5 protein-coding genes are annotated in these 4673 nt (G+C 49.3%); 2 read left to right on the plus strand and 3 right to left on the minus strand.

Features of this window, described 5'->3' with window-relative positions:
* Positions 1 to 327 precede the first annotated feature (327 nt).
* On the plus strand, positions 328 to 1104 hold the full coding sequence (locus KDK18_RS09590) for an exodeoxyribonuclease III (protein WP_257254682.1): 777 nt from the start codon (positions 328 to 330) through the stop codon (positions 1102 to 1104).
* Between the two features lie 102 nt (positions 1105 to 1206).
* Here the strand turns inward: KDK18_RS09590 and rph are convergent, their stop codons facing one another.
* Positions 1207 to 1926: a ribonuclease PH gene (gene rph, locus KDK18_RS09595; RefSeq protein ID WP_257254683.1), complete on the minus strand. Its 720-nt coding sequence runs from the start codon at positions 1924 to 1926 to the stop codon at positions 1207 to 1209.
* Between the two features lie 219 nt (positions 1927 to 2145).
* On the opposite strand from rph, the gene KDK18_RS09600 reads away from it, so the two are divergent.
* Entirely contained in the window at positions 2146 to 3009 is an 864-nt protein-coding gene (locus KDK18_RS09600) for a YicC/YloC family endoribonuclease (RefSeq protein ID WP_257254684.1), read from the plus strand.
* 42 nt (positions 3010 to 3051) lie between these two features.
* Here KDK18_RS09600 and KDK18_RS09605 read toward each other — a convergent pair whose 3' ends face one another.
* Both KDK18_RS09605 and KDK18_RS09610 read right to left on the minus strand, forming a co-directional pair.
* Positions 3052 to 3318 carry a hypothetical protein gene (locus KDK18_RS09605; protein ID WP_257254685.1) on the minus strand — a complete coding sequence of 89 codons (267 nt, stop codon included), beginning with the start codon at positions 3316 to 3318 and terminating at the stop codon, positions 3052 to 3054.
* 187 nt (positions 3319 to 3505) lie between these two features.
* Positions 3506 to 4673, minus strand: a 1168-nt coding sequence (locus tag KDK18_RS09610; RefSeq protein WP_257254686.1) for a hypothetical protein, incomplete at its 5' end; no start/stop codon positions are given.

The following is a 4673-nucleotide window of genomic DNA, read 5'->3' on the forward strand; positions in this document are numbered from 1 at the left end:
CAACCCTGTATCATCCGTCAGTTAAAATTCCCTCTTTTCCTGTACTCTGTGTAGTTGAACTTTTACCGTGGAAATGCAGCTCTTGTAACTATTAAGTTATTTCCAGGGTTTAATCAGGGCGGTTTAAAGCTGGTCCCGACTCCGGGAAGTGACGCTCTGGTTGAAGAGCGGCTTGTGGCTATCCAGGTTGTGAGTCGACACCCTCATTGGCGTGAGAGAGATGCAGGATGAAGCCTGTTTTAACGACTGTTGACTTAAGTCGACAGCCCAATCAGGTGTTTTGCTTTATGCCGGGCCAGGTCTGGTCAAGGCAAGGTGTAGTCAATAATGAGAGTTATCAGCTTTAATTGCGAAGGCATAAAAAACGCGCGTGAAAAAGGCCTTTTTGACTGGTTAATGGACCAGGATGCCGATGTTATCTGTTTGCAGGACATTCGTGAGGATGAGTTTGCAATGGAAGAAGACCGGTATCAGCTCAATGAATATTTCTGTTATGCATATGGTGGCTATGACAGGAAAGATTCTGGCGGTGTAGCTATGTATACACGTCAGTCGCCCAAAGCCATTATCAGCGGCCTTGGTTTTCCCGAGGCGGATGAAACAGGGCGTTATATCCAGGCCGACTTTGATAAGATCAGTATCGCCAGCATGTATGTGCCTGAAGGTCATGATGCTAACAGCCAGAATTTCAAGTATCGCTTTCTGGACAATTACTCCCATCACCTGAATAAGCAGCGTCGCAAGCGCCGTGAATTCATTATGGCGGGTACCTGGAACATTGCTCATCGCAAGATTGATGTGGCCAACTGGCGCGATTCTGAAGAAGTTTCCGGTTTTCAGCCTGCCGAACGCGGCTGGATGGAAGGCTTGCTGGGTGATATGGGCTTCTTTGATGCCTATCGTGAAGTAGATCGTGAGTCTGGCAAATACAGCTGGTGGCAAGATGATTTTCTGCGTCAAGACAATCTGGGCATGCGTATTGATTATCCGATCATCACGGCCGGAATGCGTCACTGTGTATTGAATGGCGGCATCTACAAAAACCAGACTTTCTCCAGTCATGCTCCGGTTATCATCGACTTTGACTGGGAATTGGAGAGCTGATCTGCACTTTCTTTTAACCGATAGCTGACAGGCTCTCGGTTATCCCTATTCCTACGTTTCATCCGGCGATGCCAGACCGGCAAGCGGTCTGGATCAGGCGGTTTATTCTGCCAGAGCCTCTTTTTGCAGATTAACCAGATCATCAATGCCTGCTTTAGCCAGGGCTAACATGGCTGTCATCTCGTTTTGACTGAAGGGTGCTGTTTCAGCGGTACCCTGAATCTCAATGAAACCACCCTCTTCTGTCATGACGACGTTCATATCGGTTTCAGCGTTGGAGTCCTCTGGATAATCCAGGTCCAGAACCGGACTACCCTGATAAATACCTACAGAAACAGAAGCAATCAGTTGGAGGAATGGATCATTCTTGATGATCTTTTTCCTTTGCATATGTCGAATAGCATCAACCAGAGCTACGCAGGCACCGGTAATAGAAGCTGTGCGGGTACCACCGTCTGCCTGGATCACATCACAGTCAATGGTGATGGTGTTCTCACCCAGTTTTTTCAGATCAACAGCAGCGCGCAGGGAGCGGCCAATAAGGCGCTGGATTTCCAGAGTGCGGCCACCCTGCTTGCCTCTGGCAGCTTCGCGACCCATCCGGTCTGTGGTTGAACGGGGCAGCATACCGTATTCGGCGGTCACCCAGCCTTGTCCGGAACCTTTCAGAAATCGGGGAACTGACCTGTCGACAGACGCGGTGCAGATTACCTTGGTGTTGCCAAACTCAACCAGCACTGATCCTTCAGCGTGCATGGTGTACTCACGAGTGATTTTAATGTTGCGTAACTGATCTGCAGTTCTTCCACTGGGACGCCGCATGGTCTTACCTTCTACCGCCGAGAATGTTAAAAGCGGAATTATAACCAAGGCAGGCCGAGGGCTCTATGTTTGCCATAAAATAACCACGGACGGCCGAAAGCTCACCGAAGCTTGATACTGCTTGCTGTTGATGTATCCTGCAGCACCAGATTGCAAACTTTTTCGTACACTACTCATGCTCAGCCATTGTGGCTGGCTGTTCTTTTAATAGGGAAACTTATGACTTCCAGTATGACGGCGTTTGCCCGTACTCAGGTCCAGGAGGGCTGGGGCAGCCTGGTGTGGGAAATTCGTTCAGTCAACCATCGCTACCTGGAGCCTCATTTTCGTCTGCCAGAAGCTGTCAGGGAATTAGAACCCGCATTGCGAGAGGCATTGAGAAAGCACTTGCACAGGGGCAAGGTAGAATGTTCATTGAAGTTGCAACTGGCGGAAGGTCAGCAGCAACTGAACGTCAATGAATCGGTCCTGGAAGCTCTGCAATCTGTGGTGAACAAAGTTGAAACCTATTTCATCAATGCTTCCGGCGTGAATCCTCTGGAAGTCCTGCAATGGCCCGGCATTATGGATAATGAAGAGACCAACATGACTCCGGTTCATGGGGCAGCTGTCAAAGCGTTTGAAGGAGCCCTGTTACAGCTGTCGGACTCCCGTCGCAGAGAGGGGGCCGAGCTGGAGAAATTCATCCGGTTAAGGCTGGAAGGTGTCACCGAAGAAGTAGAAAGCGTGCGCTCTATTCTCCCTGATTTGCTGGAATCCCAAAGACAAAAAATCATGGATCGTCTCAACGAAGCCAGGGCTGAGCTGGAGCCGGATCGACTGGAACAGGAGCTGGTGATTCTGGCACAGAAAATGGACGTTGATGAAGAGCTGGATCGTTTATCTGCCCACATTTCTGAAGTTAAACACACTCTGGGCAAGAAAGGGGCTATCGGGCGCCGTCTTGATTTTTTGATGCAGGAACTCAACCGGGAAGCCAACACGCTGTCCTCAAAATCCATTAACGCAGGTCTGACACAAAGTGCTGTCAACCTTAAGGTGCTGATTGAGCAGATGCGGGAGCAGATACAGAATATTGAGTAAATGCTTGTGGTTCCGGGTTTGCGTGTTCTTTGCGTAAACGCTTTAGTTGTCTGCCAAGTCCGATGGCATTGTATTAATTTTATCCATTGATATTGATTGCCAGTATGGGCAACCAGTGTATCGCCATTTATAAACGATGCCTTTGGAGGAAGTAGTAAACGACTGGCGACAAGTGCTCATCAGGTAGGCTGAGCCCCAGTTAGAGACCCAGCTATAAACTTTCTTACCACCTTTCAGTTGCAGCGTGGAGCTGGGGGCTCCCCAGTTACCGACCACTTCTTCTATGTGGTGACTTTGCCAGGATTCCATGACCTCCCGAGTGGTGGTGCAGCCTGTCAGAAGGCAGATGAAAAGTAGAGAATACGTCAAAGAATGGTTGTTGAACACCTGACTGCCTTGCTTCGATCTTCAGGGTTTAATCAAAGGATTATAGAAGTGATTAGTCTGTAGTAAGAAGTATTCAGTTTGTAGAAATACCTTTGTGTAAAATGAAGACTTAATACTGATCTTCCAGCAGTCGAAACTTGAACTGTCTATAGCCCGGTGAGCTGGAGATGCATTCCAGCAGTTGCCCTTTTCGGATCTTGTCTCCCTGGAGCAGAGTGAATTTCAGTCCACTTTTGAAGGACATCCTGGGCGTTATCAAGGTGGGCATATCATTCACAGGCGGCATGATTGGTAAAAGGAACGCTCTCTGATAGTGAGTGGTGTCCATGTTTTTTTTCAGAGGTGTGAGCGCACAAGGTTTTGTTGAGGCAGACAGAAGCTCCAAACCCATGAGCAGATCTTTTTTATCATTCACCTGAACCCAGCGTACTGCGGCCAGTAGCCAGTTTTTCTTGCCGGTTTCTCTGATAGCCAGAAGCTCTCCGGTTCGCAGCTGTTGTTCAAGATCACCACTGCTGCTCAGGCAATAACCCCCTGCGCAGGTATTGATGATTGAGCAACTGTAAACGGGGTATAGAGGTTCCCGATTACCCGAGTGGGTAAAGTGGACGGGCGAAGTGCTCGTGAACATCTTTGCATCTTCATCGGTGTGCGCGTCATGGGCCTCCGACCAGGCATCACTGCTGTCATTGGAGGAGAACGTGCTCTTGCCAGATTTGTTTTGTGCGATATGTCCGGAAACCATTTCATCAAATGACTGCTGATCGTGCAGGAAATAATGAACCGCGCTGAAGCCAAAACAGATCTCACAAGTGTCTGAGCTTTGCTGGCGCTGGTGTTTTCGTTGTCCGGGAAGGCTCCAGGCAGCCGCCAGATGATCAATGACCCGTTTGGCCATAGCTCCGGGCTTTTCTTCCGAGACGGATTCACTCAGCCTTTTCAGGTGTGCGGTTAGTAGCCTGGAATCCAGAGCCAGAAGGTGATCATTTTTTTCTCCTTCCAACAGAGAGCTATAGAGCAGGCCTTCATCGGAATCCAGATTGACCACAAAGTGTGACCGGCTGTCTTCTACAGGCTCGAGTTTGCTGTGTGGTGCCCAGAGGCAAAGTGCCTTGAAAATCTGTCGGATTTCCTGGGGTCTCAGCTGGTTGGATCGGGAGCGACTGAGCAATAACGCCCGCTTATACAGATCCGAAAGAGACAATTTCCTGGCTTTGGTGGTGATGGGGTCCTCAAGGCTGAAAGTTTCCAGATTTTGTGTGCGGGCAGCGAAGTAT

The organism is Endozoicomonas sp. SESOKO3 (assembly GCF_024606255.1).

Coding starts and splice junctions, on each gene's coding strand:
- KDK18_RS09590 (WP_257254682.1), top strand. CDS start 328: ATGAGAGTTATCAGCTTTAATTGCGAAGGCATAAAAAACGCGCGTGAA.
- rph (WP_257254683.1), bottom strand. CDS start 1,926: ATGCGGCGTCCCAGTGGAAGAACTGCAGATCAGTTACGCAACATTAAA.
- KDK18_RS09600 (WP_257254684.1), top strand. CDS start 2,146: ATGACTTCCAGTATGACGGCGTTTGCCCGTACTCAGGTCCAGGAGGGC.
- KDK18_RS09605 (WP_257254685.1), bottom strand. CDS start 3,318: ATGGAATCCTGGCAAAGTCACCACATAGAAGAAGTGGTCGGTAACTGG.